We start from the raw sequence: 23,937 nt of genomic DNA on the forward strand, positions 1-23,937 counted from the left end.
GGGATGCCGGGTTTCCCGGCCGCCCGGTCGGGAATCGGGTGACGCAGACCTCACCGCCGAACCACGGCGGGCGTTGTCCCCCGAGCCGCAATTACGGTAGAAGCGAAGGCAATTCAACGTAGATCTGCCGGCGAAGCGAGGAACCACATGACGGAAGTCAAGCTCGATCACCCCGGTGGGCAGCTGTCGATGCCGGTGCATCCTGCGGTCGAGGGCCCCGCCGGTATCGGGGTGAGCAAGCTGCTGAAGGAAACCGGGATGACCACGTACGACCCCGGTTTCGTCAACACCGCCGCTGCCTCATCCGCGATCACCTACATCGACGGCGACGCGGGCATCCTGCGTTACCGGGGGTACCCGATCGAGCAGTTGGCCGAGAAGTCCTCCTTCCTGGAGGTCTCCTACCTGCTCATCTACGGAGAGCTGCCGACCGAGCAGCAGCTGACCGAGTTCACCGAGTGGATTCGGCGGCACTCGCTGCTGCACGAGGAGATGCGTCGCTTCTTCGACGGCTTCCCCCGGGACGCCCACCCGATGGCGGTGCTCTCGTCCGCGGTGAGCGCCCTGTCCACCTTTTACCAGGACAGCCTGGACCCGTTCGACTCCGAGCACGTGGAGATCTCCACGGTCCGGCTGATGGCGAAGGTTCCCACCATCGCCTCGTACGCGTACAAGAAGTCCATCGGTCAGCCGCTGCTGTACCCGGACAACTCCCTGGGTTACGTGGACAACCTGCTGCGCATGACGTTCGGCGTGCCGGCGGAGCCGTACGAGGTCGACCCGGTGATGTCGAAGGTGCTGGACATGCTCTTCGTCCTGCACGCCGACCATGAGCAGAACTGCTCCACGTCGACCGTCCGCCTGGTCGGCTCCAGCAACGCCAACCTGTTCGCCTCGGTCTCGGCCGGCGTGAACGCGCTGTTCGGCCCGCTGCACGGTGGCGCCAACCAGGCGGTGCTGGAGATGCTCCAGCAGATCCACGCCGGCGACGGCGACGTCCGGTCCTTCGTCCGTAAGGTCAAGGACAAGCAGGACGGCGTCAAGCTGATGGGCTTCGGCCACCGGGTCTACAAGAACTACGACCCGCGGGCGGCGATCGTCAAGAAGGCCGCGCAGGACGTGATGGGCCGGATGGCCAAGCCCGACCCGCTGCTGGACATCGCCATGGAGCTGGAGGAGATCGCCCTCGCCGACGACTTCTTCGTCTCCCGTCGGCTCTACCCCAACGTGGACTTCTACACCGGCCTGATCTACAAGGCCATGGGGTTCCCGACCAAGATGTTCACCGTGCTCTTCGCGCTCGGCCGGCTTCCCGGCTGGATCGCCCAGTGGCGCGAGATGATCAACGACCCGGAGACCAAGATCGGCCGTCCGCGGCAGGTCTACGTCGGCTCCGCCGAGCGGGACTACGTCCCCTTCGGCGAGCGCTGACCCGCTCCTCGCTTCACCGGCAGGCCGTCGACCCGCTCACGGGTCGGCGGCCTGCCGCGTTCCCGTGCGCCGAGCTGTCCCGTCCCCGTCCCGCCCATGATCGACTCGGGTTTCTCTGAAGACGCGGTGTCCGCCGTGCCGGGACACCCCGACTTTCAGGAAGCCGAGTCGATCAGGGACGGGGTGATGCCGGGGGCAGGCCCCGGGCGTCGGGCCCCGGTCCGGGCACCGGGCGGCCCGGGTGGTCGGCGGCGGGGGCGGGCGGTCAGAAGGCGGCGATGTTGCGGGCTCGCTCGCTGCGACTCAGCGCGCTGATCAACGCGGACTGGCCGTTGCGGCGTACGGCCAGGCGGACCAGCAGGTCGCCGACCTCCTCCAGCGCCTGGGCGGAACGCACGTGCAGGTCGGCCGACCCGCGCGCGGCGTCGGCCTCGTCGGGGCCGGAGGCGACAGTGTCCTTGTCCGGGGAACCCTCGGACACCCAGGCGGCCCGCTCGTAGTGGTTGTCGGCCGACTCCAACACCGGCAGGTCGGTCGGCATCGGCAGCAGCTCCGCCGCGCGGACCGCCTGCCGCCCCAGGTGGCACGCCAGGCCACCAATGGACAGGTGTGGCAGCGCGCTCGGGCTTGACCACTGGTCAATCACCTCGGGGCGTCGGATCAGGTCCAGCGCGATCGAGGCGGCGATCGGGAAGGTGGCATCCAGGGCGTCGACAGGACGAGACATCCGCACATTCTGGCAGGCCCCACCGACCGGCGCCGGGCTGCGCGTCCTGGCCCGACGGCCCAACACCGAGCCGCCCGCCCGACACCGAGCTACGCGGCGCGCTCCCCACGACGTGATCGACTCGGCTTTCCGGAAGTCGCGGGGTCCCGAGCACCGGGACACCCCGACTTCAAGAAAGCCGAGTCGATCAACCGCGCACGGCGAGGGTCAGCGCAGGCCGGCGGCGGCGAGCAGGTTGCCCTCGGGGAGCGCCGGGAGAGCGCGACCCTGCGACATCCGCTGCTCGGCGCGCTCGGCGGTGAACGCGGCGTCGTGGTGGATGGCGGCGGCGTAGCTGGCGGCGGTGCGTTGGGCGATGGCGGCCCAGCCGTACTGGTCGTGAACCATCCGGCGGGCGCGGCGGGCCATCACGCGGGAACGGTCGGCATCAGACAGCAGCGCGTCCACGGCGTCGGTGAGGCTGTCCGGGTCGTCCGGCCGGAAGGTCATTCCGGTGACGCCCGGTTCGACGATCTCGCCGAGGCCACCGGTGGCGGCGACGGCGAGCGGAGCGCCGGCCGCCGCGCCTTCCAGGGCGACCATGCCGAACGGCTCGTAGATGCTCGGCACGGCGAAGCAGTCGGACGCGGCCATCAGCGCCGGCAGGTCGGTGCCGCCCAGGAAGCCCGGCATGCTGACCATCCCGCCCAGCCCACGGCGGTGCACCTCGGCCTCCAGTTCGGCGCGGTACGGGCCGTCGCCGGCGATCACGGCACGCAGCCCGGGGTGTCGCTCGCGCAGCCGGGGCAGCGCGGCGATCAGGTGCTGCACGCCCTTCTCGTAGACCAGGCGGCCGGCGAAGGTGACCAGCGGGCCGTTCCCGGCGAAGCGGGCGCGGGCGGCGGCCACGGCACGGGCGGGCACCCGCCAGCGGTGCGGCTCCACGCCGTTGGCCACCACGTCGACCCGTCCGGCCGGTACGCCGAAGAGCGCGTTCACCTCGTCGCGCATGTACCCGGAGCAGACGATCACCCGGTTGGATTCGCTGCTGAGCCAGTGCTCGACGCCGTGGATGGTGCGGTTCATCTCCTCCGGCAGCCAGCCCTGGTGCCGGCCGGCCTCGGTGGCGTGGATCGTGCTGACCAGTGGGATGTCCAGGTGGTCACGCACCGTCATCGCCGTGTGGGCGACCAGCCAGTCGTGGGCGTGGATGACGTCGTAGGAGCCGGCCTGGGTGGCGCGCAGCGCGGTGCGGGTCAGGGTGTGGTTGAAGGCCATCGTCCAGGCCAGCAGCGAGCCGGTGGCGAGGGGGAAGGTGACGGGGTCTTCGGGGGCGCGCAGGATGCGTACGCCGTCGGCGTACTCCTCCAGGGGTGCGCCCTCGCAGTGGCGGGTGACGACTGTGACCTCGTGGCCGGCGGCGGCGAGGGCCACCGACAACGCGTGCACGTGTCGGCCGAGACCGCCGACGAGCACCGGCGGGTACTCCCAGGACAGCATGAGGATGCGGCGGGTCTGCGGGGGAGTCCCGGGGCCGGACTGCGCCGGCACCGGCGTGCCGGGCTGCGCGGTGGGACCGGCCTGCGCGGGGGGCCGGGAGATCACTGTGGGCCGGTGGGCCCGGTCCTTGGTGGCAGCGAACTGCTCGTCGACCCGCAGGGTCGTCACATCAATCTCCGTCCATGCATGGTGGTACGCGCCGGCGTCAGTGGCGGCGGAGCGAGAGGTGTAAGGGGTGGCCGAGGGCCTGGCGGGACGCGCGCGGACGCTTGCCCCCAAACAAGGAAAGTCCATCGGGACCAAGAACGCACCTCGAAAAGGGTCATCGTGACGGAGGACACCTGAGTGGTGTAGCGCGCATCAGACGGGTGGTTTCCGCCCACCGCCTGAAAGGATGGATTGGCGCGTCCGGGCCGGGGGCACTACCTGCGTGCGCGCGGGCGATCTCGGCCGGTGCGCACATAACCATGGTCTAAGGAGCGACATGCAGGTCTGGCCGGGCGAGCGGTACCCCCTGGGCGCCACCTACGACGGGATGGGCACCAACTTCGCCATCTTCTCCGAGGTGGCCGAGCGGATCGAGCTGTGCCTCTTCGACGAGTGGGACACCGGCGCGGAGCGCCGCGTGGAGCTGCGCGAGGTGGACGCCTACGTGTGGCACGCGTACCTGCCGGGCATCGAGCCGGGCCAGCGCTACGGCTACCGGGTGTACGGCCCGTACGACCCGGCGAACGGGCTGCGCTGCAACCCGCACAAGCTGCTGATCGACCCGTACGCCAAGGCCATCGACGGTGACGTGGGGTGGGACCCGGCGGTCTACGACTACGACCTGAACGAGCCGGAGCGGATGTCGGAGACCGACTCGGCGCCGTTCATGCCGAAGTCCGTGGTGGTCAACCCGTACTTCGACTGGGGCAACGACAAGCCACCGCGCACCCCTTACCACCACTCGGTGATCTACGAGGCGCACGTGCGTGGGTTGACCATGCGGCACCCGGACATCCCGGAGGAGCTGCGCGGCACCTACGCGGCCATCGCCTCCCCGCCGATGATCGACTATCTGACCCGGCTCGGGGTGACGGCGATCGAGCTGATGCCGGTGCACCAGTTCATCCACGACAACCGCCTCGTCGACCTGGGGCTGCGCAACTACTGGGGTTACAACACCATCGGCTTCTTCGCCCCGCACCACGGCTACTCCGCGCTGGGCCGGACCGGCCAGCAGGTGCAGGAGTTCCGGGGCATGGTCAAGGCGCTGCACGCGGCCGGCATCGAGGTCATCCTCGACGTGGTCTACAACCACACCGCCGAGGGCAACCACCTCGGCCCGACGCTGAGCTTCAAGGGCGTGGACGCCCCGAGCTACTACCGGCTCAGCGAGGAGGACCGGCGCTACTTCGTCGACTACACCGGCACCGGCAACAGCCTCAACGTGCGCAGCCCGCACTCACTGCAACTGATCATGGATTCGCTGCGGTACTGGGTGACCGAGATGCACGTCGACGGCTTCCGGTTCGACCTGGCCGCCACCCTGGCCCGCGAGTTCTACGAGGTGGACAGGCTCTCCACCTTCTTCGAGGTGGTGCAGCAGGACCCGGTGGTCAGCCGGGTCAAGCTCATCGCCGAGCCGTGGGACGTCGGCCCCGGCGGCTACCAGGTGGGCAACTTCCCGCCGCTGTGGACGGAGTGGAACGGCAAGTACCGCGACACGGTGCGGGACTTCTGGCGCGGTGAGCCGGCCACCCTCGCCGAGTTCGCGTCCCGCATCTCCGGCTCCGCCGACCTCTACCAGGACGACGGCCGCCGACCGTTCCACAGCATCAACTTCGTCACTGTGCACGACGGGTTCACCCTCAACGACCTGGTGTCCTACAACGACAAGCACAACGAGGCCAACGGCGAGGAAAACCGCGACGGCGAGAGCCACAACCGGTCCTGGAACTGCGGGGTCGAGGGCGACACCGACGACGAGGCGGTCCTCGCCCTGCGGGCCAAGCAGCGGCGCAACTTCCTGGCCACACTGATGCTGTCGCAGGGTGTGCCGATGATCGGTCACGGCGACGAGCTGGGCCGAACCCAGCACGGCAACAACAACGTCTACTGCCAGGACAGCGAGCTGTCCTGGGTCGACTGGGACAACGTCGACGAGCAGTTGTTGGACTTCGTCCGCACCCTCACCGACTTCCGCAAGCGGCATCAGGTGTTCCGCCGCCGCCGGTTCTTCACCGGCCTGCCGGTGGGTGGGCGCGGCACCGACGAGCCGCTACCCGACCTGGCCTGGCACACACCGGACGGGCGGGAGATGACCGGCGAGGACTGGGGCAACGACTTCGGCCGCTCGGTGGCGCTCTTCGTCAACGGCGAGGGCATCCGCGAACGCGGCCAGTACGGGCAGAAGCACCACGACGCGTCGTTCCTGCTCTGCTTCAACGCCCACGACGCGCCGCTGGACTTCACCATGCCCGGCAGCGAGTACGGCCAGAAGTGGGAACGGGTGATCAGCACCGCCGAACCCGAGCCTGGCGACGCCACGGTGATCAGCGCGGGCGGCACCATCCGGGTGCCGGACCGGTCCCTCGTCGTGTTGGAGAGGACGATCTGACATGCCGGCCACCCCTCCCACTTCCACCTACCGCATCCAGGTCCGCCCCGGCTTCGACCTGGACGCCACCGCCGCGGTCGTCGACTACCTGGACGACCTCGGCGTCACCCACCTCTACACCGCCCCACTGCTGACCGCCACGCCCGGCTCCCAGCACGGCTACGATGTGGTCGACCACCGGGCCGTCAACCCGGAGCTGGGCGGGGAGGCCGCCCGGCAGCGCCTGCTGCGCGCGCTACGCGACAGGCAGCTCGGCCTGGTCGTCGACATCGTGCCCAACCACGCCGGAGTCGCCGTCCCGGCCGCCAACCCCGCCTGGTGGGACGTGCTGCGCCGGGGGCGCGACTCGGCGTACGCCGACTGGTTCGACATCGACTGGGACCGGGGCCGGCTGCTGCTGCCGGTGCTGGCCGACGACGATGCAGCCCTCGACGACCTCAAGCTGGTCGACGGGGAGCTGCGCTACCACGAGCACCGCTTCCCGATCGCCGACGGCACCGGCGACGGCACCGCCGCCGAGGTGCACGACCGGCAGCACTACGAGCTGGTCTCCTGGCGGCGCGGTGACGCCGAGCTGACGTACCGCCGGTTCTTCGCCATCGCGGGCCTGGCGGGTCTGCGCGTGGAGGACCCGGCGGTCTTCGCCGCCACCCACGAGCTGATCCTGCGCTGGGCCGCCGCCGGGGAGGTCGACGGCATCCGCGTCGACCACCCGGACGGCCTGCGCGACCCGGCCGGCTACCTGGCCCGGTTGCGCGCCGCCGCCCCCGACGCCTGGCTGGTGGTGGAGAAGATCCTGGAGTACGGCGAGGAGCTGCCGGACTGGCCGGTGGACGGCACCACCGGCTACGACGCCCTGGCCATGGCCGGTGGGCTCTTCATCGACATCGACGCCGAGGGCGACTTCACGGTGCTGGACACCCAGCTTGCCGGCCGGCGTACCTCCTGGGAGGACCTGACCCACACCACCAAGCTGACCGCCGCCACCGGACTGCTCGCCGCCGAGCTGACCCGGCTGGCCGCCCTCGCCCCCGAGGTGCCCACCGAGCAGGCCCGCGCGGCGCTCGCCGAGCTGGCCGCCGCGTTCGACGTCTACCGGGGCTACCCGCCGCACGGCGCCCGGCACCTCGCCGCCGCCCGCTCCGAGGCCGGCCGCCGCCGCCCCGACCTGGCCGCCGCCCTGGACGCGATCACCCGACGGCTGCGCAACCCCGACGACGAGCTGGCCATGCGGTTCCCCCAGCTCACCGGCGCGGTGATGGCCAAGGGCGTGGAGGACACCGCGTTCTACCGCTGGACCCGGTTCGTGGCGCTCAACGAGGTCGGCGACAGCCCCACCCGCTTCGGAGTGCCACCGGCGGAGTTCCACCGCTTCGCCGCCGCCCAACAGGTCCGCTGGCCGGCCAGCATGACCACCCTCTCCACCCACGACACCAAACGCGGCGAGGACGTCCGCGCCCGGCTCGCCGTGCTCAGCGAGCTGCCGGGCCGGTGGGTCGAGCAGGTCAAGACCTGGATGGAGTACGCCCCGCTGCCCGACCCGGCGTTCGCCCACCTGCTCTGGCAGACTGCCGTCGGCGCGTGGCCGATCGAACGGGAACGGCTGCACGCGTACGTCGAGAAGGCCGCCCGGGAGGCCGGAGCCTCGACCAGTTGGGCGGACCCGGACCCGGTCTTCGAGCAGGCGCTGCACGACGTTGTCGACCTGATGTACGACGACCCGAGCCTGCACGACGAGCTGACCGAACTCGCCGCCGCCATCGCCCCGGCCGGCTGGTGCAACTCCCTCGGGCAGAAGCTCATCCAGCTCACCATGCCCGGGGTGCCGGACACCTACCAGGGCACCGAGCTGTGGGACAACTCCCTGGTCGACCCGGACAACCGCCGCCCTGTCGACTTCGACGTACGCCGAGAGTTGCTGGCACGCATCGACGGCGGCTGGCGTCCCCCGATCGACACCGACGGAGCGGCGAAGCTGCTCGTCGTGTCGCGGACCCTGCGGCTGAGGCGGGCGCACCCGGAGCTGTTCACCACCTACCGACCGGTTCCGGCGCAGGGGCCGGTGAGCCGGCACGCGGTGGCCTTCGACCGGGGCGGGGTGATCGCCGTGGCGACCCGACTCCCGCTCGGCCTGGCACGTGTCGGTGGGTGGTGCGACACAGCCCTGTCACTTCCCGTTCACGAGATGAAGGACCTGTTCACCGGCCGGGTCTACAGTGGCGGAGAGACGCCGCTGGACACTCTCCTGGCCGATTACCCCGTCGCTCTGCTGGCTCCTCCCACCGCTGCCGAGGAGGCCGTTTCATGACCGAATTCTCCGTCTGGGCACCGGACGCCACCCGGGTGCGGCTGCGCCTGGCCGGCGACACCGACCACGAGATGCGCGCCGCCGCCGACGGCTGGTGGCGGGTCGAGGTGCCCGACGCCGGCCTCGACTACTCCTTTCTGCTGAACGACGACGAAACCCCACTGCCCGACCCCCGGTCACCGTGGCAGCCTGCGGGAGTGCACGGGCCCAGCCGCCGCTACGACCATTCCGCGTTCCAGTGGACCGATTCCTCGTGGACGGGCCGGCAGTTGCCCGGCAGCATCCTCTACGAGCTGCACATCGGCACCTTCACCCCGGACGGCACCTTCGACGCGGCAATCGACCGCCTCGACCACCTGGTGAACCTCGGCGTCGACCTGATCGAGCTGCTCCCGGTCAACGCCTTCAACGGCGAACACAACTGGGGGTACGACGGCGTCTGCTGGTACGCCCCACACGAGCCCTACGGCGGCCCCGACGGCCTGAAACGGTTCGTCGACGCCGCCCACGCCAAGGGGCTGGGGGTGATCCTCGACGTTGTCTACAACCATTTCGGGCCCTCCGGGGCCTACGCGCCGCAGTTCGGGCCCTACCTCGCCGAGCAGAGCAACAGTTGGGGCCGCTCGGTCAACCTGGACGGCCCGCACTCCGACGAGGTACGCCGCTACATCATCGACAGCGTGCTCATGTGGCTGCGCGACTACCACGTGGACGGCCTACGCCTGGACGCCGTGCACGCCCTGCACGACTCGCGGGCCGTTCCCATCTTGGAAGAGCTGGCGGTCTCCGTCGAGTCACTGTCGACGCACCTGGGGCGGCCGTTGTCGCTGATCGCCGAGTCGGACCTCAACGACCCGCGGCTGATCACACCTCGGGAGGCGGGCGGCTTCGGCCTGCACGCCCAGTGGAACGACGACGCCCACCACGCGCTGCACACGTTGCTGACGGGGGAGCGGCAGGGGTACTACGGCGACTTCGGATCTTTGGAGACGCTGTCGGACGTGCTGACGGGCGGGTTCTTCCACGCGGGCACCTGGTCCAGCTTCCGTAACCGGCACCACGGGCGTCCTTTGGATTCGCGGGTGCCTGGGCATCGGCTCGTCGCCTACCTCCAGAACCACGATCAGATCGGGAACCGGGCCACCGGAGATCGGATCTCCGTTTCGCTGTCGCCGTCGCTGCTCCGCGTTGGGGCTGTGTTGCTGTTGACCGCGCCGTTCACTCCGATGCTGTTCATGGGGGAGGAGTGGGCTGCCTCCACGCCGTGGCAGTTCTTCACCTCGCACCCGGAGCCGGAGTTGGCTTCCGCGGTGCGGACCGGGCGGCGGCGGGAGTTCGCCTCGCACGGGTGGCCGGAGGGGGACGTTCCCGACCCGCAGGACCTAGAGACGTTCGTACGGTCCCGGTTGGACTGGGCTGAGCTGGACAAGCCCGAGCATGCCTCGATGTTGTCGTTCTACCAGCGGTTGATCGCCTTGCGTCGGTCTTCTTCGGACCTCTCCGATCCACGGATGCACGAAGTGTCGGTGCAGCACGGGGACCAGTTCCTGGTGATGCGGCGGGGGGACACGCTTGTCGTGGCCAACTTCGCCGGGCGGGGGCAGGGGGTGTCGCTGCCTGGGGTGGCGCGGCGCGTGCTGCTGGCCACGGGGGAGGGGGTCACTGTGATGCGGGACCGGATCGAGCTGCCGGCTGAGACTGCGGCGATCGTGGCGCTGTGACGGGAGACGACAAATCGCTTGAAGGACGATGCACGCGGATCGCGACAGAAATTGCACTGGCCTGAATCGGTGTCGGCGTTCCTTGGCCGGTTAGAGCTAGAATCGCCGCTGTAGAGATCGCGGGTGATGACCTGTCCCTGGGTTCCCGATTCGGCCTGTGTGCGTACGGCTTGGTCCAAGCACCCCGTTAGCTCGAGTCTCGTGCGATTCGCGGCAGATGAGAACAACGCCTTGACACTGCGGGAGAGCTGACGCGTCAGAGGGCGTCGATCGAGGTTGGAGTTCGGTCTTGGCGAGCCAGCGCGCGTATTAATATTCAGAGCTGAACCGTCAGGCTGCTCAACAGCTTGATCGCCCCTCCGGTCGCTGCCTTCGGCATCGCCGGCGTGGGCAAATCGAGGCTGACTGCCACTGCCGGAAACGCCTAAAAGTTACTCAGGTGTGTCGATGCATGGAATACACCGTGATCTGCTCCGTCATGCTCTGCAGTGAGCGGTTCGCGCCAGCCCAGTGCGTCCGGCCCCACTGGCGTCGGCCGTAGGTGTCGTGCTGCCATCGTCGCCCAAGCGGCGGGGGAAGTGAACGGCCGTCAGTTTACTGAACCGGGTCCGCGTGGTGGTGGGGTGCTTCAATAGAGGGCACTCAAGGATGGAGGCCCATGCATGCAATATCCAAACACTGGGGCGTTTTCGTCGTACATGGACGACTTTCTGTCAAGGTTTGAGTTTTCGTTGGGAAATTTTGAACGCGCGGAGAAAAGTCTCCAGAACCTTGAGGACTTTTATCGAACGAGGCCCGATTTCGGCGTCGACGAAAGGCGCGAAGGTAAAGTTGCTGTCGTTCCGTTGAATTCGCTTACCGACTGGACTTCGGAGGTGAAGACAAGCGCACTCTTTGCCGATCTCGTGATATGCGATGATCCGCTTCTGTACGCATTGACCGAGCACCAGGAGTTCCTTTACGAGAACAACCGTAGCTTTTTCGGGTGGGAGGGTGCAAAGCGTGGGTTTAGGCAGCAGTTGAAACGTCGGGCCGATGAGATCTGGACGATTATGCCCTTGATACAGTCCGGCGTCGTTGTATTCGAACCACTGACGCGCACCACGAGTCGAGCCCATGAAGAAATTAATGAAGCGATAGTTAATTACCTCTATGACAACGTTGAGATCGGGGAGGTGGGCTATGGGGGCTCCGACCTGATGGCCGACTGCTATATACCAATTCTCGATGAGCGGAGACTGGTAACCGTTGACAGATTCCGGCTAGAGTTCATGAACGGCCGTATGGCAGTCGCTCAAGGGATCGCACCCCTATTGCAATTGCACCTTACCTCGGTGCTGCAAGGGATGAGTACCGCCGATGCTTGCGGCGGCACCTTCTGGACAGGGTCGAAGTGGCACTGGTCGCTCAGTGGGGCAGTGGTCCAGAGTTTGTCATCGCAGACGAAAGTTTACTCCTGCTTGCAGGAGGTGCTCGCTCCAGTCATCGGCGCGGCCTCCTCTAGTGACATTATCTCGATTAGAAACAACGAGGAGGCTTTCGCTACGTTCAAGAAAGACGTTCGCTTGACTGAGCATCTGATCCGCTCCATGCCTGATGAGCCCTCATTTGAGGCGGAAGCGCACGAGGTTTTCGAAGAACTGTTTCGTCCCAGTGTGACAAGGCTCGAAAGCGCTATGCGAGAGAATGTCATTCTGCGGAACCTGCCGTGGTTGATGGCGTCGGCCGGCTTTGCCTATGCGGCCGCCGTGGCCTCATCAGACCCGACCTCTTCCGCTATCTTCGGTACTCTGTCGTCAGTTGCTGGCTTCGGCTCAACGCTTAAGGACTTGCGCGAAAAAGGTGAGCGGATCAAGCGAGAGCCGGCTTACGTCTATTGGGCTCTCCAATCTTGAGTTTGGAATATCGCTCGGCCTGTGGGTGCGTGAACTTCATCCGGCAAATCTGGACGTCGTGCGGGCGTCACTTTTGAGCCTCCGTCCCGGCTCATCCAGGTCACCAGGCGAGCGTCGCGAGTTGCTACGCCGTACTCCAGGTGCGACTGAGCGGGGGCGAGGGCGCATCGATCGTCGCTCCACTCTGGTGGCTCTCGCTGCCGCGCTCCAGGTCACGGTGGCCGACCTGCTCGGCCAGGGCACCGAGTCAGGCGACCCGGCCCGTGAGAGCGCAGCCGAGTGTGTGCCAGCCATCTGGTCCGCCCTGATCGAAATCGAGGACGGCGAGTGCCGCCCGTCGACCTACACAGCGGAGCAGTTGACCGCCGAGATTGGTCGCGCCGAGCAGTTCCGCACCTCCTGCAACTACCCCGGAATGGCGCGCTCGCTCCCAAGCCTCCTGCTCGAAGCTGCCGCCGTAGGCGGCACCTTGTTCGTCCGGGTGGCCTACCAAGCTGCTACCTGCCTGCGGCACCTCGGATACCGGCACCTGGCCCTCAATGCTGCCCGGCTCTCTGGGTCGGTCGCTGAGCAAACTGAGGATCCAGCGTGGATCGCAGCATCCCGCTTCGCCTACGCGCAGAGCCTGCCGATCGAGTCCGCCGCCGTCGCGGCCCGCGCTGCTGACCGGTCTGTGAGCGAGCTTCAAGCCGATGCCGACGACGAGCGAGTGCGACAGATGCTTGGTCAACTCCACCTCTCTGCCGCGTTGACCTCGGCAGTGAGTGGGCGCCTGGATGTCACCCGCGACCACCTCGCCGAGGCGGCCCGCGAGGCAGCGACCCTTGGCGATCCGCCTGACGGTGCGGGCTCAACGGCTGTGGGTTCGGACCAACCAATGTTGGGCTCTGGGAGATGTCGGTTGCGGTGACCCTGGCCCAGCGCGCCCAGCGCCGAGCCATCCCCGACGAGTTGCGCCTGCTCGCCGGCCGCATCGGCAGAAACCTGGCCGCATAACTGCCAGTAATCACGACATCACCGATCAGCCCTACTGTCCGGTTTGGGACGTGAGCACGTCCTGATGGTCCAGCGCGGCAACGGTCGATCCAGAGCTGCTGGGCCTCCACCGGAGGAGGCGGCGATGAGCGGTCTGGACGACAACGCTCCGGAGAGCAACAGCGAGGCGGCCGAGCGGGAGGCCGCCAAGCAGCGCCTTCTGGCTCAGGCCGAGGCGGAGCGCGTACCCGTTGATGACACGACCCGCGCGGTCCCGGACCGGCGGTGGCGGCGTGACCAACGATGACCTCCCGATCGGCCGTCGCGTGGCGAGCTGGCGGGTGCGGTGGTCGATGACGCAGTAGATGCTTGCCGACCGGTTGCGCAGGTCGAAGAGCTGGGTGGACAAGATCGAGCGGGGCGCCGTCGGGTGAGAGCACGGTCGGCTCCACCGTGGGCGGTGATCGGATGCGGGCAGGCCGTGGTGCCATCCGACAGATACCACTCTGAAACTGCCTCAATCGTCATCAGACTCAGGTGGACGCCAGCTTCCGAGTGGCCCGCCCGGACTACGTCGGTTCAGGTTCTTGACCTGTCAATTTTCCACCGGTAGTTTAAATCTGCAACGACAGGCATCTATATGAGAGCAGGTGAACCGTGCTGTTGAAATCCATCGTCATCGCCATCACCGCGTCCGTCGCAGGCGCGCTGGCCACCGCCCCCGCCGCCTCGGCGGCAGCACCCGGAGTGTCGATACAAGGCTCGGGGTCCGGGAACTGCCCGCAGGGCATGCTCTGCATCTGGCCCAACTGGAATCACCCGCCGCAGGGTCCCGTGGAGACGCCGTCCCTGACGACCAACAGCGAGTGGACCGGCAGCATCCAGGGATTCAGCTTCTACAACGGCACAGGCCGCGACGCCGTAATATCCGGGTTCACTTTTGGCTCGTCGACTCCCTTCAAGAACTGCGCTCCTGCCGGCGGGACCGGGGGCGACCTGTATATACCGGTCAACGTGACGAAGGTGACTTGGCAGCTGACCCCCTGCTGATCCTCCACTGGGCCTTTCCGAGTAGTGGCTTGGAGTAGCTGGCTCGATCAGCGGTCCGGACGCGCCCGGATTCGTTGCCCGCAGAACCCCGTATGAAGGTGGTCCTTCCCGGGAGCACCGTCATCGAGGTTCTGCGTCGCTATGAGTGTCGTGGGCAATCGCCGACAACGGCCTCGTCGTGGGCTCCACCACCGATTCTCGACTGCGCCCAGCGAGTTGGACCGACTGCTGAGAAGGCCGGCACCAGGGTCGAGCGCGCTGAACCATCAAGCGGAGCAGCGCTCGAGCGATTTCTCATTCAAATGACAGCGCTTGTCGAGGCGCGCCGCCGGCTGTGGCGAGCACCGCCGCGCCGGCGAGCTGACCGACCGGGCGGCAGGGATCGCCGCCAGCCTGAGGGGGTACGACGACATGCACCGCAGCAGCTTCGGGCCGGTCGCCGTCGAGCTGGCGCGGGTGCTCGTGGCGGCGCAGCGGGGTGACGCCGTCGAGGCGTTGCGACGGCACTCGACTGTGGTGCGGCGGGAGGGGTGGCGGCGGTTGCCGGCCGAACATCGGGGCGCGTACCTGGTCGACGCCGCGCGGGCGTACCTCCAGGTGGGTGACCTGCGCGTGGCGGCACGCGCGCTCGTCGACGCGGACAGCATCGCGCCGGCTGAGGTCCGGTGCCGGCCGTTGGCGCGTACCCTCATCGCCGATGTCGCCCGTGCGCAGCCGGCGCCGGCCGGCGTGGCGCGACTGGCCACGCTGGTCGGCCTCACCCGTTGAGCTCAGGTCACGACCACTGTTCGCACTCGGCGTCGAGGCGTGGGTCGGAGCGCACCCAGACCTCGCCCCCGGCGGCATCGGCCGGGGCGTCGACCCGTTCGAGACCGAGGAACTCGATCAACGTGAGCAGTTCGGCTCGTTCGGCCCGGTCGTCGTCGATGTCATGCGAGTCGAAGAAGATGTAGTACTGGTCGGTCGGGTCGACGTAGCCGGAATCCGCCCAGATCCGGCCCACCTCGTCGATCGCGGCTGCCTCGGTGGTGAACGTGGCGGCGCGGGCGGCACCCTGGATCTGCGGTGCCGCGTCGAGGTCGGCGAGGTCGGAGAACCACTGGCCGAAGTGGTCGAGGCCGGCGTACCCGTTCTCGAAGAACAGCATCGCGCTCGGCAGGTAGCGGTTGGGTCTGTCGACCCGGAGGTGTTCGGACCGAGGGTGGTCCGCGTCAGTGATCCGGGAGATCACTCCCAGGCTGGGCATGAGGACCAAACTCTGCCGCGCCGCTTGGTCGGTGACGGTGTAGGTGTCGGACTCTCGGCCCCGGAAGAACGCGGAGAACGCGACGTAGGCCTCCTGAGGGTCGCCCACCGAGGCGTGGTGATCGTTGCCATCACCGACGGCGAAGACGAACTGCCTCGGGCCGGGTTTGTAGGGGCGGGCCATGTGCGTCCTCCGCTCAGGTGTCAAAGCTCCGGCAGCGTAGTGGATCAGAGCGACAGTCCCACCGCCCTGATCATCGGTGTGCTGTGCGCGAGCGACCAACCACCGGCGAGCCTCGAACCGGACCGCGACCGGGGCGGGGTTTCCGGGAACGTGAGATTCGGGCATGTATCTGGGCACTGCTGGAGGGGAGACGGCAATGCTGGTAACCGGTTATCTCGGCGCGGTGCTCATCGGTGCCCTCGTCGGCCTGCTCGGTCGACTCATCCTGCCGGGGAGGCAACGGATCGGCGTCGTCGCCACGTTCGTCATCGGCGTCGGCTCGGCGGTGCTGGGCACAGTGGTCGCCAGGGCGCTCGGCATAGACGACGGAGCGGGCGTCCGGGTGTGGGTGCTGCGCTGGGACTGGGTGGTGCTCGGGATCCAGGTCGGCCTCGCGATCATCGCCGTGGCGCTGGCGAACATGCTCACCTTCACCCGGCTAGCCGGCGGCGACGACAAGCCCCGTCGGCGGGTCCGTCGCAGCCAGGCCAAGAGCTGACCAGCCGAACCATGTCAGGTAGTCCACCGGTTTGCGCGGTGGTCAGGGAGCTGTCGTCCGCGTCCTGCGCCGGGCGAGCGCGTCGCGGATGGCGGACACGACGAGGGCGAGCGGCACGAACACCCAGAGCTGAAGCACTGTGTACCGGCGCAGTTCCCCGTCGGTGTCGACGCCGGTCAACTCGGCGTCGAGGGCGCCGGGCCGCATCAGTGCGAGCGCGTACAGGGACAGTGGCGCGTAGTTGAGGCCCGCGCCGACCAACCACAGGCCGAATGCTCGGGTGCCGGAGCCGTTCGCTGACGCCAGCAGCCAGCAGCCCCACGTCACCATCAGCACCACGCCGACGAGGAACTCGGCCAGAATGATCCGCCGTCGGCGCGTGGTTCCTCGGCTGCCGTACATGTCGATGGCCGCCAGGCGACGAACGTTCATCGGATCGATGATGCCATCGGCGGGCAACCTGAGATCGTGGCTCGGGCGACCTGGCCGGGCCGCCGTTAGGATGCGGGGATGGGCAGGTTCCTCGCACTCTTCAGCGGCGCGGCTGATGAGGCCGGCAAGGCCGAAATCACCGAACAGCAGCAGACCGAGTTCATGAACGCCTGGGCGTCGTGGGCGCAGGCCCACGAAAAGGCGATCGTCGACCCCGGCGCTCCGCTGAACGCGAAGAAGCTGGTCACCGCGCAGGGTGTCGAGAACTTCACCGACGCGCTGACCGGCTACACCATTGTCGAAGCGGGCTCGCACGACGAGGCGGTTCAGATCTTCTCCGGGCACCCGCACCTGGGACTGTTCGCCGGCAACTCGATCGCGGTCCTGGAGTGCCCGCCCCCGCCCAGCTGATCCGCGTCGGCCTGAAGATCCGGGCAATATCAGGGGTGTCAGTGCCCGAGCCGGCCGGGAAAGAGAAGGGCTCAGTCGAGCAGGGACTCGCCGCCCGGGTAGGCGAACGACGCGCGCGGTGAGTAGAAGCCCCAGACGATTTCCAGCGGATCGGCCGGACGCAGCGCGTACACCGGGTGGTCGGGTGCGAGGAACTCCACCGACTCCACATCGAACGGGTCGACCGGCTCGGCCACGAACGGGTAGTTGCCGCTGTGCAGCCGGCCGTCCAGCCGGGTGAGGTAGCGCAGTTGGCCCTGGTTGACCGCGTCGCCGGTGCGCCCGACGCGGGCCGTCGTCCTGATCAGGGGTACGCCGTCCGCCTCGGTGGTGGCGATCAGGCGATGCCCGCGTACCTCGATGGTGGTCTTGCCCGGGGTCGCCGGCACGCCCCGGGCGGCGGCGTAGGCCCGGACGGCCGGGCTGGAGTTGAAGTAATGGCTCCACCAGCGCCCGGGCGTGACGCCGTCGGGAGCGTCGACCCCGGAGAGGTCCGGCCCGATGTACGTCAGCGAGTACGCGCCGAAGCCGGAGGTCTGCCCCGCGTCGTCGACGACATACTGGTTCATGAAGACCTGGTGGTTCGGTGCCGGCGTGAGCCCGTTCGGCACCAGGGCGGCCACCGCCTCGGGGTCGGCCGGCAGCCAACCGAAGTAGATCATTCTGCTGTTCACGACGAGCTGCGGAGCGACGAGTTCGGTCACGAGGGGTCCTTCCGCTGGGCATCGATGCGTAGCCGCGACGCTACGGAATCGCCCGACGCCCGGACAACGACGGATTGCCGACATGCGGCCCGGCTGGTGGGACAGCGGAGGGACCACCCGTCCGAGTGGTCCCTCCGCTGGTTGCCGGTGAGTGGCTAGACTTCAGGTTGGCAGTTCACCTGTGCTCCGCTGCGGCGGGCGCAGCCTCGGGAGGGTGTTCCAGCACCCTCTCGAGGGGCCGTCCCATCGGACGACGCCTATTCGCAGAAGACCCGCACTGTGGCATCGGGGGAGTCCACCTCCACCGTCACGTCGTCGAGGTGCTCCACGAGCGCCTCCAACTGCTCGGGCTTGAGCTGCGTCAGGTCGATCGGCACACCCGAGTCGCTGAGTGAGGCGTTGGCCTTGACCAGGGCCTGCGGCGGGACCAGCGCCGCCAGCCGTACGCCGGCTCGCAGCAGTTGCAGTGGCACTCGCACGTTGACCCGCGACGGCTCGCCGTTGTCGGTGGCGTCCACCACCACCCGCAGGTATTTCACCTTGCCCTTAGGCCTGGCGTCGTGGCCTGCCAGCACCGGTGCCTCGTCCCGTTCGAGGGCCGCGATGAGCTGCTCCGCCTCCTCCGCGGTGATCGTGCCGGCGGCCAGCATGTCGAGGATGTCCTTGCGTTGTTCGGTCATGCGAACCTCTCCTATCGGATAGCCACGAGCACTGCCGTGCGGCAGTGCTCGATGTCGAAGCGGGCGCCGGGCAGCGCGGAGATGACGCGCCAACCAGCGCCGAGTGCCCGCACCACACCGATGCGGAACACCAGGCAGGCCACAATCGCGGCGAGCACGACCAGGACCACGACCGGAAAGAGCAGGAGCGCCACGGGGAGCACCGGAACCCAGAAGCGGAGGGGCCGACGGTCTGGGCGGTTGACCTTGACGGTCACCAGCTGCGGCATCACGTCCGGCCGCCCAGCTCGGTCAACGCCTGCTGTGCGGTGATCTCACCGCGGCGTAACCGGTCGATGATGTCGGCCCGCGACGGTGCCGGGTCGGTCTCGACGAAGTCGAGCATCTGGGTGATCCGGTTGAGACGTGACTTGATCGTCGGGTAGCTCACCCCGAAGATGCGTTCCATCTCCTTGATCGAACCGTGGCTGCGCACGAACGCCGTGACGAAGACCTGGTCCTCGACGTTGAGCTGAGCCAGCTGCGGCAGCTCGAACTCGCCCTCGATCGCGACGCCGTTGCTCGCCAGGCGCACCCGCTCGACGACCAACGGCTGCCCCCGAGTCAGGCTGGTCAGCTCCTGCCAGTCCATCGCCTGTTCTGTCATACCTAAAGTTGTAGCTTAAGAATCCTGAACGTCCAAGGTGTGGGACTTAACTTTCTTAATTCCGACTCCAGGCGCGGCGGGTGATTCACTCGCTGTCACGGAAACCGGGGTGTCCCGGCTCGGCGGACACCCCGGTTTCACGGAACCCGAGTTGATCACGCCGGGCCGCGGCGACGTCCCGGCGACGAGCCGCGGCGACATCCCGGCGCTGTGTCGTCGTGCCGTTCTCGGGTGGACGGCCGCCGACGCGTGTGCCTAGGTGCCCGAGATGGCCTTGAGCGCCGTGTCGAGTGCCTGGTCTGCCGGGACGGGTACGTCGGGGACCACTCCGACGCCCTCCCAGTTGGTGCCGGTGACGCTGTTGATGGTCCGGGCGGTCGGCACTGTCACGAGGATGTGTGCGGTGACCGGGTGGCGGGCCGTCGGGTGCGCGCCGCCACGCGTCGTCTCACCGACGACCACGGCCCGGCCGTGCGCCTGCAGGGTGTACGCCACGTCCTCGCCCCCGGAGAACGTCATCGCGCTGGTGAGCACGGAGACCGGGCGGTCCGCGTAGCGCGGTGCGGGCAGGTGCGCGGTCGTCCAGAACTGGCGGGTGGCGCCGGTGGACCGCTCGTAGAAGTCGTTGAGGTGCACCTGGTCGTCGCGGAAGAAGTAGCTGCACCACATCGCGGCGCCCTCCGGTGTTCCGCCGGAGCAGGCGCGCAGGTCCAGGATGAGCGCGCAGCTGAGGGCGACCAGTTGCATGGCCGCGCCGATCGCGGCGGCGCCTTCGTCGGCGTACGCGATGCGCCGCACGTCGATGAGACCGACGTTGCCGTCCAGGTGCTCGACCCGGCGGATTCCCTGGTTCTCCGTCCTGAGGAGCGCGAGGAACGCGGCCCGCCCACCGTCCTCGTCGGCGGGATCCAGCGACTGCGGCTGCTCCGACCACAGCAGCCGCAGATGCTTGTCCGGACACGCCTGCTGAAGGTGGGCCGTCACCGTCTCGCAGAGCGTCGGCCCGTCCAGGTCGTGGTACTCACCTGCCGCGAGACGACGGCGGATCGCGGCGTCGATGTCCGCGACCTTCTCGGGGAAGACGTACCCGGCCTCGATCCGGTCCAGGGCCTGTCCGATGATCTGTTCGTTTGAGAGCATGGCGGGCCACGGTAGACCGCAACCAGCCTTATGGCCACCGAGTTTCCCGCAACGAATCAGGGGCGCGGCAGCATGCCCACGAGCGACGTGATGATCGCGACCCGCAGGGCTGTCCGCAGGTCGACGTGGTGGACGGCGAGCGCCGGTTCGGACTCGTAGACGGCGAGCAGGCTCGGCGGCGGCGAGGTGTAGGCGGACAGTGCGCCAGCCATCATGAGGGCGTTCAGGCAGAACAGCTCGGCGTTGTCGCCGAGCTCCGGCAGATGCCGCCGGACGAGGTCGGCCATCACCGCGAGGTTGCCCAGCGCGGCCCGTTTGTGCCGGCGGACCGCCTCGACGGAGACGTTGTGTTCGAGCACCCCGCCCTGCGCGCCGAAGAGGTCACAGAGCACCGTGTGGGCGGCGAGCGAGCGGCTGAGCACGTCGGCGGTCTGTTCCGCCCGTTCCGCTGCGGGCCGGCTCAGGTCGACCCCGTGGGCCAGCTCCTGGTCCAGCTCGGCCAGCCAGGTCGTCGTCCGGTCGTCCAGCAGGTCGAGCAGCACCGCCTCGCGGGACTCGAAATAGCGCAGCACCGCCGTCTTGGCCAGGCCGACCCGACGACTCAGCTCGTTGAGGGTCACCTCGGCCACCGGCATCTCGTCGAGCATTGCCGAGGTCGTCTCCAGGATCGCCCGGCGCCGGACCTCGCGCTGCTCCTCGCTGCGCGCCCGCTGGAACGTCATGACGCCAACCCTAGCTTAGGTACCGGCGGTCCCTTGACAGCGTACCGGCGGTACATTATCGTTTCGAGCATAAGTTACCGGCGGTACATTGGGGAGCCTGAGATGAAGTGGACCGAGCAGCAGATTCCGCGCCAGGACGGCCGGGTGGCAGTGGTCACCGGCGCCAACACCGGCCTGGGCTTCGAGACCGCCCGGCGGCTCGCCGAGCGGGGAGCGTCGGTCGTGCTGGCCGTGCGCGACACGGCGAAGGGCAGAATGGCCGCCGCCCGGATCAACGGCGACGTCTCCGTACAGGAGCTGGATCTGACCTCGCTGGCATCGGTGCGCGCCGCCGCCGCCGACCTGCACGCCACCCACCAGCGGATCGACCTGCTGATCAACAACGCCGGCGTGATGTACACACCGAAGCGGACCACCCGCGACGGCTTCGAGATGCAGTTCGGCACCAACCACCTGGGTCACTTCGCGCTCACCGGTCTGCTGCTGGACCTGCTGCTGCCCGTGCCCGGCTCCCGGGTGGTCACGGTCAGCAGCGCCGGCCACCGCATCCGCGCGGCCATCCACTTCGACGACCTTCAGTTCGAGCGTTCCTACGGCCGGGTCGCCGCCTACGGCCAGTCGAAGCTCGCCAATCTGATGTTCACCTACGAGTTGCAGCGCCGGCTCGCTCCGCACGGCACCACCGTCGCGGTGGCCGCGCACCCGGGCGTCTCCAACACCGAACTGGTCCGCAACGCCCCGGCGGTCGTCCGCGCGCCGATCACGTGGCTCGCCCCGCTGATCACCCAGCCCGCGACGGCGGGCGCGCTGCCCACCCTGCGGGCCGCCACCGACCCGTCAGTCCTCGGCGGGCAGTACTACGGCCCCGACGGCCTGGGTGAGGTGCGCGGCTACCCGAGGCTGGTCACCTCCAGCCCCGAGTCCTACGACGTGGGCGTGCAGCAACGCCTCTGGGCCGTCTCGGAAGACCTCACCGGCGTGCGGTTCCCGCTGGGTCGGTCAGCCGCGACGGCGTGACAGTGCCGCGTCCCGCTGTCAGCACGATCCGCTCGGGTTCACGGAAATCGGGGTGTCCCGCCACCGAGGACACCCCGATTTCACGAAACCCGAGTCGGGGGCGGATCGCCGGTCGTCAGGGCGTGGCGGGCTGCGGTGCGGGGGTGAACGGCGCAAGGAGCAGATCGGTGAGGCGCCGCCTGGCGTCCTCGTCACCGCTCATCCGCACCACGCCGGAATCAACCGCCGCCGCCATGGTGATCTCATGCCCACAGACGGCTCTAAGGGTGCCGATGTCGGTGGTGAGCGACGCGTCGGGGTCGGTCGCCGTGCCGCGCCGCAGCCGCACCGTCTCGCTGGCGACGTCGGCGAGGTACGTGTCGGCGTCGATGTGGAACGCGTAGCTGCCGGCGAGGTCCGGGGCGCGCGCCGGATCGAAGGCCGCCTTGATGCTGAGCAGCAGGGAGTCGACGCCGAGGGGGCCGTCGGGGAGTTGGGGGGACTGGCTTCCCCAGCGCCCGAACTGGAGCAGGATCGGCTCCAGGGCGCGGCCCCATTCGGTGAGTTCGTACAGGTGCACGCGCGTCGGCGGGCCCAGGTCCCGCCGCCGGACGACGCCGTGCTCGGTCAACTGGCGCAGTCGCTGGCTCAGCACGTTCGGGCTCACCCCGGGTAGGCCGCCGAGCAGATCGTTGAACCGCCTCGGGCCGAGCAGTAGGTCGCGTACCACCAGCAGCGCCCACCGCTCGCCGATGATGTCCAGTCCACGTGCGACACCGCACGGATCCCCATAGCTACGCATGCCGACCATGGCCATCAGCGTACCCGGATCCTTTTTTAGGAGTGCCACTTGTTCTGTAGGAGTTGACCCCCTAGCGTGAGTGGCATGGACCTGCCGCCGCAAGGTGACGTGACGTTGCTGGACATCCCGTTGGCGCAGCGGTTGCTCGCCACGTCCCCGGTGGCGCGCCTCGCCTACACCAGCCCGGACGGAACGCCGCGGTTGATCCCGGTGAACTTCCTGTGGACGGGCGAGGAGTTGGTCGTCGGCGCGTTCGCCGGCACCTACAAGATCCGCGACCTGAGCGCCCGCCCCGACGTGGCGGTCTGCATCGACACCGCGGACGGTCTTCCGGAGGTGCTCATGCTGCGCGGGAAGGTCACACTGGCCGAGGTCGAGGGCGTCCTGCCGGAGTACGCCACCATCCAGCGCGCGGGGATGGGCGACGAGATGGGCGACGCCTACCTGGCGGCGATAGATCAGCCGGGCCTGCGGATGGTCCGGATCGGCCTGCGCCCCACCTGGGTCGGAGTCGTCGACTTTCAGGAGCGGTTCCCGGCTCGCACACCGCAACCCGTGCGCGCCGCGCTCAGCGGCGGCCAGTAGTCGGCACCGCCGAGGTCCCGGATCCCCGGGGCCCACCGCACCATGACGGAGGACGACGTTGCGCAAGATTGTCGTGTCGATGTGGACCACCCTCGACGGGTTCGTCGCCGGCCCCGACGACGAGATGGACTGGCTGCTGCTCGACGACCATCTGCAAAAGTACGAGCGGGACCTGGTGGACAAGGCCGGAAGCCTCATGCTGGGCCGGGTCACGCACGCCGACTTCGCCGGACACTGGCCGCTGGTCGCCCAGGATCCCGACCAGCCCGACGACGTACGGGGTTATGCCCAGCGGCTCGACGCGCTGGAAAAGATCGTCGTCTCCGCCTCGGGCGACACCGCGACCTGGGGTGACAGCCGCCGGCTCACTCACATCGAACCCGACGAGATCACCCAGCTGAAGCGTGATCCCGGCGGCGACATCGTGGTCTACGGCAGCCTCACACTAATCCGGTCCCTTGCCAACCTGCGGCTCATCGACGAGTTTCACCTCCTGGTGCATCCCCTGTACCTGCGCCGGGGCAAGGCGCTGTTCGACGGTGATCAACCCCCGGCACGACTGGAGTTGGTCTCCGTCGAACCCTTCGCCTCCGGGGTCGTCCTCCTGAAGTACCGCCCCGCCTGA

Annotated in this window: 25 protein-coding genes; 13 read left to right on the forward strand and 12 right to left on the reverse strand. The window is 68.4% G+C overall.

Annotated features, from left to right (window positions below):
• Positions 1 to 147 precede the first annotated feature (147 nt).
• Positions 148 to 1,431, forward strand: a complete 1,284-nt coding sequence (locus AB0B94_RS10855; RefSeq protein WP_238672068.1) for a citrate synthase — start codon at positions 148 to 150, stop codon at positions 1,429 to 1,431.
• A gap of 265 nt (positions 1,432 to 1,696) precedes the next feature.
• On the opposite strand, the gene AB0B94_RS10860 is transcribed toward AB0B94_RS10855, so the two are convergent.
• Both AB0B94_RS10860 and AB0B94_RS10865 read right to left on the reverse strand, forming a co-directional pair.
• Complete coding sequence (locus AB0B94_RS10860; protein ID WP_357271398.1) at positions 1,697 to 2,158, reverse strand: hypothetical protein; 462 nt, start codon at positions 2,156 to 2,158, stop codon at positions 1,697 to 1,699.
• 207 nt (positions 2,159 to 2,365) lie between these two features.
• Positions 2,366 to 3,805: a glycosyltransferase family 4 protein gene (locus AB0B94_RS10865; protein WP_357271401.1), complete on the reverse strand. Its 1,440-nt coding sequence runs from the start codon at positions 3,803 to 3,805 to the stop codon at positions 2,366 to 2,368.
• A gap of 316 nt (positions 3,806 to 4,121) precedes the next feature.
• Here AB0B94_RS10865 and glgX point away from each other — a divergent pair, with 316 nt between their 5' ends.
• From glgX to AB0B94_RS10885, 4 genes are all read left to right on the forward strand, one after another.
• Positions 4,122 to 6,239, forward strand: a complete 2,118-nt coding sequence (gene glgX / locus AB0B94_RS10870; RefSeq protein WP_357271404.1) for a glycogen debranching protein GlgX — start codon at positions 4,122 to 4,124, stop codon at positions 6,237 to 6,239.
• 1 nt (position 6,240) lies between these two features.
• The gene (gene treY, locus AB0B94_RS10875; RefSeq protein WP_357271407.1) at positions 6,241 to 8,547 is read left to right on the forward strand and encodes a malto-oligosyltrehalose synthase; all 2,307 of its coding nucleotides are present in this window, start codon (positions 6,241 to 6,243) and stop codon (positions 8,545 to 8,547) included.
• Complete coding sequence (treZ, locus tag AB0B94_RS10880; protein WP_357271410.1) at positions 8,544 to 10,268, forward strand: malto-oligosyltrehalose trehalohydrolase; 1,725 nt, start codon at positions 8,544 to 8,546, stop codon at positions 10,266 to 10,268. Before treY ends, treZ begins: the two co-directional genes overlap by 4 nt.
• Before the next feature lie 662 nt (positions 10,269 to 10,930).
• Positions 10,931 to 12,163, forward strand: a complete 1,233-nt coding sequence (locus tag AB0B94_RS10885) for a hypothetical protein (RefSeq protein WP_357271412.1) — start codon at positions 10,931 to 10,933, stop codon at positions 12,161 to 12,163.
• 247 nt (positions 12,164 to 12,410) lie between these two features.
• On the opposite strand, the gene AB0B94_RS10890 is transcribed toward AB0B94_RS10885, so the two are convergent.
• Complete coding sequence (locus AB0B94_RS10890) at positions 12,411 to 12,893, reverse strand: hypothetical protein (protein ID WP_357271415.1); 483 nt, start codon at positions 12,891 to 12,893, stop codon at positions 12,411 to 12,413.
• Positions 12,894 to 13,283: 390 nt separating this feature from the next.
• On the opposite strand from AB0B94_RS10890, the gene AB0B94_RS10895 reads away from it, so the two are divergent.
• From AB0B94_RS10895 to AB0B94_RS10905, 3 genes are all read left to right on the forward strand, one after another.
• A complete protein-coding gene (locus tag AB0B94_RS10895; protein WP_357271418.1) occupies positions 13,284 to 13,445 on the forward strand; it encodes a hypothetical protein in 162 nt (53 codons plus the stop codon).
• Between the two features lie 350 nt (positions 13,446 to 13,795).
• On the forward strand, positions 13,796 to 14,188 hold the full coding sequence (locus AB0B94_RS10900) for a hypothetical protein (RefSeq protein WP_357271421.1): 393 nt from the start codon (positions 13,796 to 13,798) through the stop codon (positions 14,186 to 14,188).
• Positions 14,189 to 14,500: 312 nt separating this feature from the next.
• Positions 14,501 to 14,956, forward strand: a complete 456-nt coding sequence (locus AB0B94_RS10905) for a hypothetical protein (RefSeq protein WP_357271424.1) — start codon at positions 14,501 to 14,503, stop codon at positions 14,954 to 14,956.
• A 7-nt stretch (positions 14,957 to 14,963) separates the two neighbouring features.
• On the opposite strand, the gene AB0B94_RS10910 is transcribed toward AB0B94_RS10905, so the two are convergent.
• Entirely contained in the window at positions 14,964 to 15,617 is a 654-nt protein-coding gene (locus AB0B94_RS10910; protein WP_357271427.1) for a hypothetical protein, read from the reverse strand.
• Positions 15,618 to 15,813: 196 nt separating this feature from the next.
• On the opposite strand from AB0B94_RS10910, the gene AB0B94_RS10915 reads away from it, so the two are divergent.
• Positions 15,814 to 16,155, forward strand: coding sequence for a GlsB/YeaQ/YmgE family stress response membrane protein (locus tag AB0B94_RS10915; RefSeq protein WP_357271430.1), 342 nt, complete (start codon positions 15,814 to 15,816; stop codon positions 16,153 to 16,155).
• 42 nt (positions 16,156 to 16,197) lie between these two features.
• Here the strand turns inward: AB0B94_RS10915 and AB0B94_RS10920 are convergent, their stop codons facing one another.
• Positions 16,198 to 16,587 carry a hypothetical protein gene (locus tag AB0B94_RS10920; protein ID WP_357271433.1) on the reverse strand — a complete coding sequence of 130 codons (390 nt, stop codon included), beginning with the start codon at positions 16,585 to 16,587 and terminating at the stop codon, positions 16,198 to 16,200.
• Between the two features lie 78 nt (positions 16,588 to 16,665).
• Between AB0B94_RS10920 and AB0B94_RS10925 the strand changes: the two genes are divergently transcribed.
• The gene (locus AB0B94_RS10925; RefSeq protein WP_357271436.1) at positions 16,666 to 16,998 is read left to right on the forward strand and encodes a hypothetical protein; all 333 of its coding nucleotides are present in this window, start codon (positions 16,666 to 16,668) and stop codon (positions 16,996 to 16,998) included.
• Between the two features lie 71 nt (positions 16,999 to 17,069).
• On the opposite strand, the gene AB0B94_RS10930 is transcribed toward AB0B94_RS10925, so the two are convergent.
• The 6 genes from AB0B94_RS10930 to AB0B94_RS10955 form a co-directional block, all read right to left on the reverse strand.
• Entirely contained in the window at positions 17,070 to 17,741 is a 672-nt protein-coding gene (locus AB0B94_RS10930) for a hypothetical protein (protein ID WP_357271439.1), read from the reverse strand.
• 257 nt (positions 17,742 to 17,998) lie between these two features.
• Entirely contained in the window at positions 17,999 to 18,421 is a 423-nt protein-coding gene (locus AB0B94_RS10935; protein ID WP_357271442.1) for a hypothetical protein, read from the reverse strand.
• An 11-nt stretch (positions 18,422 to 18,432) separates the two neighbouring features.
• On the reverse strand, positions 18,433 to 18,615 hold the full coding sequence (locus AB0B94_RS10940; protein ID WP_357271445.1) for a hypothetical protein: 183 nt from the start codon (positions 18,613 to 18,615) through the stop codon (positions 18,433 to 18,435).
• Positions 18,616 to 18,689: 74 nt separating this feature from the next.
• On the reverse strand, positions 18,690 to 19,067 hold the full coding sequence (locus AB0B94_RS10945) for a DUF2089 domain-containing protein (RefSeq protein WP_357271448.1): 378 nt from the start codon (positions 19,065 to 19,067) through the stop codon (positions 18,690 to 18,692).
• A gap of 255 nt (positions 19,068 to 19,322) precedes the next feature.
• On the reverse strand, positions 19,323 to 20,207 hold the full coding sequence (locus tag AB0B94_RS10950) for a S41 family peptidase (RefSeq protein ID WP_357271451.1): 885 nt from the start codon (positions 20,205 to 20,207) through the stop codon (positions 19,323 to 19,325).
• Between the two features lie 56 nt (positions 20,208 to 20,263).
• Positions 20,264 to 20,929, reverse strand: coding sequence for a TetR family transcriptional regulator (locus AB0B94_RS10955; protein ID WP_357271454.1), 666 nt, complete (start codon positions 20,927 to 20,929; stop codon positions 20,264 to 20,266).
• Between the two features lie 102 nt (positions 20,930 to 21,031).
• Here AB0B94_RS10955 and AB0B94_RS10960 point away from each other — a divergent pair, with 102 nt between their 5' ends.
• Positions 21,032 to 21,946, forward strand: coding sequence for an SDR family NAD(P)-dependent oxidoreductase (locus AB0B94_RS10960; protein WP_357271457.1), 915 nt, complete (start codon positions 21,032 to 21,034; stop codon positions 21,944 to 21,946).
• A gap of 115 nt (positions 21,947 to 22,061) precedes the next feature.
• On the opposite strand, the gene AB0B94_RS10965 is transcribed toward AB0B94_RS10960, so the two are convergent.
• A complete protein-coding gene (locus AB0B94_RS10965) occupies positions 22,062 to 22,736 on the reverse strand; it encodes a winged helix-turn-helix transcriptional regulator (RefSeq protein ID WP_357271460.1) in 675 nt (224 codons plus the stop codon).
• A gap of 75 nt (positions 22,737 to 22,811) precedes the next feature.
• Here AB0B94_RS10965 and AB0B94_RS10970 point away from each other — a divergent pair, with 75 nt between their 5' ends.
• Together AB0B94_RS10970 and AB0B94_RS10975 are read left to right on the forward strand one after the other, a co-directional pair.
• Positions 22,812 to 23,312 (forward strand): pyridoxamine 5'-phosphate oxidase family protein, encoded by a 501-nt coding sequence (locus AB0B94_RS10970; protein WP_357271463.1) that lies wholly within the window; start codon positions 22,812 to 22,814, stop codon positions 23,310 to 23,312.
• Positions 23,313 to 23,370: 58 nt separating this feature from the next.
• Positions 23,371 to 23,937 (forward strand): dihydrofolate reductase family protein, encoded by a 567-nt coding sequence (locus AB0B94_RS10975; protein WP_357271466.1) that lies wholly within the window; start codon positions 23,371 to 23,373, stop codon positions 23,935 to 23,937.

It is taken from the genome of Micromonospora sp. NPDC048986 (assembly GCF_040649335.1).
GTDB classification, from domain to species: domain Bacteria; phylum Actinomycetota; class Actinomycetes; order Mycobacteriales; family Micromonosporaceae; genus Micromonospora; species Micromonospora alfalfae.

Bases quoted from the DNA above. Each gene is read 5' to 3' on its own strand.
- AB0B94_RS10855 (WP_238672068.1), top strand. From the start codon at position 148: ATGACGGAAGTCAAGCTCGATCACCCCGGTGGGCAGCTGTCGATGCCG.
- AB0B94_RS10860 (WP_357271398.1), bottom strand. From the start codon at position 2,158: ATGTCTCGTCCTGTCGACGCCCTGGATGCCACCTTCCCGATCGCCGCC.
- glgX (WP_357271404.1), top strand. From the start codon at position 4,122: ATGCAGGTCTGGCCGGGCGAGCGGTACCCCCTGGGCGCCACCTACGAC.
- treY (WP_357271407.1), top strand. From the start codon at position 6,241: ATGCCGGCCACCCCTCCCACTTCCACCTACCGCATCCAGGTCCGCCCC.
- treZ (WP_357271410.1), top strand. From the start codon at position 8,544: ATGACCGAATTCTCCGTCTGGGCACCGGACGCCACCCGGGTGCGGCTG.
- AB0B94_RS10885 (WP_357271412.1), top strand. From the start codon at position 10,931: ATGCAATATCCAAACACTGGGGCGTTTTCGTCGTACATGGACGACTTT.
- AB0B94_RS10895 (WP_357271418.1), top strand. From the start codon at position 13,284: ATGAGCGGTCTGGACGACAACGCTCCGGAGAGCAACAGCGAGGCGGCC.
- AB0B94_RS10910 (WP_357271427.1), bottom strand. From the start codon at position 15,617: ATGGCCCGCCCCTACAAACCCGGCCCGAGGCAGTTCGTCTTCGCCGTC.
- AB0B94_RS10915 (WP_357271430.1), top strand. From the start codon at position 15,814: ATGCTGGTAACCGGTTATCTCGGCGCGGTGCTCATCGGTGCCCTCGTC.
- AB0B94_RS10920 (WP_357271433.1), bottom strand. From the start codon at position 16,587: ATGAACGTTCGTCGCCTGGCGGCCATCGACATGTACGGCAGCCGAGGA.
- AB0B94_RS10925 (WP_357271436.1), top strand. From the start codon at position 16,666: ATGGGCAGGTTCCTCGCACTCTTCAGCGGCGCGGCTGATGAGGCCGGC.
- AB0B94_RS10935 (WP_357271442.1), bottom strand. From the start codon at position 18,421: ATGACCGAACAACGCAAGGACATCCTCGACATGCTGGCCGCCGGCACG.
- AB0B94_RS10945 (WP_357271448.1), bottom strand. From the start codon at position 19,067: ATGACAGAACAGGCGATGGACTGGCAGGAGCTGACCAGCCTGACTCGG.
- AB0B94_RS10950 (WP_357271451.1), bottom strand. From the start codon at position 20,207: ATGCTCTCAAACGAACAGATCATCGGACAGGCCCTGGACCGGATCGAG.
- AB0B94_RS10955 (WP_357271454.1), bottom strand. From the start codon at position 20,929: ATGACGTTCCAGCGGGCGCGCAGCGAGGAGCAGCGCGAGGTCCGGCGC.
- AB0B94_RS10960 (WP_357271457.1), top strand. From the start codon at position 21,032: ATGAAGTGGACCGAGCAGCAGATTCCGCGCCAGGACGGCCGGGTGGCA.
- AB0B94_RS10965 (WP_357271460.1), bottom strand. From the start codon at position 22,736: ATGGTCGGCATGCGTAGCTATGGGGATCCGTGCGGTGTCGCACGTGGA.
- AB0B94_RS10970 (WP_357271463.1), top strand. From the start codon at position 22,812: ATGGACCTGCCGCCGCAAGGTGACGTGACGTTGCTGGACATCCCGTTG.